Here is a 3,379-nt window from a genome sequence, read left to right on the forward strand (position 1 = left end):
ACTGGCTGTGTAGGAACTTCCATATTCCCAGACAGAAGGTCATCCCCAAACCGCACTCCGGACACACCCAGCGTGGTCACCAAACGTGGAAGATCAACTACCACAAGTGATCATGATCTCGCCCTGGTCGCCACCCGCGCCAAGTCCCACATCCCGTGTTCGAGCCCGTCGCTGGCATCCTTGGCCGTCTTGTAGGCGTTGTTGTCCCCGTTGAATACCAGTGCTTCCCTGACCCGCGCTTGCAGGATCTCCTTCCACCGAGGCCGATCGGGGTCATCGGTGACCACGTTCAACTCGTGTGCCAGCATCTTCTCGGAGATTCCGCGAGTGGCGATGGCGTTGCGGATCACTGGCTTGGTCAGGATCTCGGCGGCGATCCAGAGGTGGTTGAGGGCCAACCACTCGCCGCCAAGGTGCCATCGACGAAGCGCGAGTTCGTAGTGGCGCAACGCCCGGCTGAGTCGGGCGCCGTCCCGCGGCATCGTGCGCAGCGCCAAGCACGCGGCGACAAGCGAAGGAACATGGATCACCCGGCCCTGGCCTGGCACACCGCTCTCATCGGGCAGGGAGGTCTCCATGAACTCCCGCTCGCTGCGCGTAGGCGTGCTGTCAAAGGCTAGGTGGACCTCTGGCTCGTCCACCTGCACATTCGCCACGAAGCCCGCCATCGTCACCAGCGGACGCGCAACCATCGGGAACTTGCCCAGCGCGTCATCCAACGAGTTCGCCCAGCCACGAACTTCGACCACCAGTTCACGCGGCAACCGCTGACCGCCTTCGACTGACCAGCGCGTGTACATCCGCACCAGAAGGTCCGCCAGACCCAACTCGGGCACCTTCATTGCCAGCTCCCACACCTCATCGGGCAGGAACTTCACGGCCGATTTAGCCCGCAGCACAACCACGTACTCCGCGCGGTCTCCGTCGAAAGTAGAAGTCGGCTCGGTCATCCGGTCACCATAGGACGCGATGCCGCGCTCCGGTCATCCGACGCTCGGGAACGCCGGGTCTGGTCACCGGGTGATCGACGTGGGCGTCGGTTCGGACACGCGGTACCAGGTGAACAGGTCGTGGAAGAACGCCTCGACCAGTCCGCGTGCGCGGTGTTTGTCGCGCAGTTCGTCGGCGCCGAAGCGGAACACCTCGTACCCCCTCAGCTTGAGTGCGCGGTCCGCCTTCATGTTCGCCGCGTACGCAGCAGCGTCCGGACGCCCATCGGTGGCGTAGTGGTGCTGGCCGTCCACCTCGATCACCACGCGGACGCTGTTCGGCAGCAGCAGGAGAAAGTCCATGCGCTGGTGGCGGAGGGCCTGTGCCCCACGGGCGCGGACCGTCCGCGGGTCCCAGTGCAGCCAGATCTCGGGGAGTAGGGCAGGCAGGTCGGGAATGCTCCTCTCGTAGATGGCGTGGTAGAGGTGGAAGAGCAGCCGTTGCGGGTGGTGGCCCTCATAGGCTGGCGAGTCCTCAGGGAGGCTGGCGAGCAGCCTGGTGTAGAGGGTGCGCTTGGCCTTCTCGTCGGTGTCGTGGCCGCGGGCCTCCTTCCACCAGTCCTGCAAGACCCGCCAGCGGAGCCCGTCCGAGCCGACCGGGAGGTCGTAGTCGATGAGATCGTCGGTGTCGCCGACGATCTCGATGTCGTTGTCGAGCGCGTCGATGATCCGCAGGTCGGGCTTGCCCAGGGAGGCGAACAACAGGTTCTTCGGCCTGCCCCTGGTCGATCGGCTCGCCACGAGGGTGAACACGGGATAGCCACCGTTCTGGTCGGTCTCCCGCAGTTCGAGGCCGATACCCCTCAGGTGCGGCTGGACTGCGGCGACGAACCCGAGCTGAACCTCCTCATCTGGAACGTTGGCCGACGAGGCGAGCCCTTCCAGGAACAGCCCGAACCGCCGATCCGACGCCTCGAACGCGCCGACCCTGGCGAACAACTCCCCTGCGTCCCAATCGTCATTGCGCCCCATGTGCTGCTCCAGCTCACGGCGCAAGCTCCGGCCGACACCGAACAACTCCCCGAGCGGATCGTCCAGCACCCACAGCCGATCAAGCAGCCGGACCAACCGCCCGAACTCCCGGAACACCTCCACCCCCACGAGCGAGCCCGCGATGTCCCGACGAGTCCGTTCCGGCACGGCCGGATGGCCCTCCACGTCCCAGAGGGCGTCCTGCACCAGGTTCCGCCGAGCGGCATCTACACCGTCAAGAGCCAGCACCGTCCGCGCGACACGCGGCAAGTCAACGTCAGCCACCGCGTTGAAGCTCGCCGTCGCCCGGTCGATCTTCCTGTGCTCGGCACCCAACTCGGGCTCCGGCAGACCACGAGCAACGCACGCGGCAGGAAGCTCCCTGTGCGAAGCCACACAGATCTCTTCCGGCAGGTAACCAAGCACGTCGCGCAGAGCCCTGAGCTGGGTAACACTGGCCATCGACCAAGTCTGACAGAGCACTCCGACACATCCACCAAGATCTGGAGATCACTGTCCGTAACGGCATTTGGCCCAGACCGAGGTGAAGTATGACGAAGATCGGGTGGGGTCTCCTGGGGGATCGCAACTCGCTACAACGGGCCGCAACCCGCACCTACGCGCCCCAACAAGCCAAGCTGACCTGGGAAAACTCGCGTCCTCCCAGGTCAGTGCATGGTCCGGCAACTTTGACACGGTTGGGGTCGCCAGCAAACGCGAGTGCTCACCCCCAGCAATCGGTCCGGCAACGTTCAGCGCCAGAGTGACCAGACTGGCAAAGACCCGGAGCCGGCGAGCAGACCGCAACTGGACGTCCGGTACCCCGGCAAGAGCCAGATACCTCACCGCCAGCAGGAGCCCGAGGACCGACAGATCAATCGCGGGGGCCACCAACGGGGCCACCCACACCGGCGCCCCCGACCGCAGGGCCAAGTCGAAGACATTCCCGAAACCGAACAAGAACGTCAGACCGACGACCGTACCCATGATCACCGTCACCGCTCGAACGACGGGAGGCGGACCAGTTCAGACGTACGTCGGTCGAGGTCGAGGTTGGTCATCAGATCCCACCGCCATAGCTACCGAGTTCGTACGCCGGAACCCGCCGATCAAGGCAGCACGGTCTGCACGCCGTTGCGACAACACCCCGAAACTGGAGTTCCAGGCACTAGCGCTCCGGTCCACGTGTGCTCGGTGGACCGACATCAGCCGACACGCGCGTCCGAGACGTGCCCGAGGGGACCGGCACCGCACACCAGCAGGCGGCATAGTCCGACACCCGATGCTGGACTGTCGGCGGCCAGTGAAAGATCCCCATGGGCGGCCACTTACCGCCCCGTAGATGGCCGGTGATCTCCCCGCTGGTGGCCAGATATCTCCCCGGTGAGTAGTCCAGGCCACCGGTCAACAAGAGTCGG

The 3,379-nt window shown here is 65.1% G+C and carries 2 protein-coding genes; both read right to left on the reverse strand.

Translation table 11 applies throughout. The features are described 5' to 3' along the window. Positions 1–110 precede the first annotated feature (110 nt). Entirely contained in the window at positions 111–950 is an 840-nt protein-coding gene (locus QSK30_RS36505; RefSeq protein WP_285509988.1) for a hypothetical protein, read from the reverse strand. A 63-nt stretch (positions 951–1,013) separates the two neighbouring features. After that, positions 1,014–2,423 carry an AbiJ-related protein gene (locus QSK30_RS36510; RefSeq protein ID WP_285509989.1) on the reverse strand — a complete coding sequence of 470 codons (1,410 nt, stop codon included), beginning with the start codon at positions 2,421–2,423 and terminating at the stop codon, positions 1,014–1,016. Between the last annotated feature and the right edge of the window lie 956 nt (positions 2,424–3,379).

This window comes from Actinokineospora sp. NBRC 105648 (genome assembly GCF_030269645.1).
In the GTDB taxonomy this organism is placed as follows: domain Bacteria; phylum Actinomycetota; class Actinomycetes; order Mycobacteriales; family Pseudonocardiaceae; genus Actinokineospora.

What these genes read in the sequence shown, in the direction of transcription:
- QSK30_RS36505 (WP_285509988.1), bottom strand. Translation starts at nt 950, where the DNA reads ATGACCGAGCCGACTTCTACTTTCGACGGAGACCGCGCGGAGTACGTG.
- QSK30_RS36510 (WP_285509989.1), bottom strand. Translation starts at nt 2,423, where the DNA reads ATGGCCAGTGTTACCCAGCTCAGGGCTCTGCGCGACGTGCTTGGTTAC.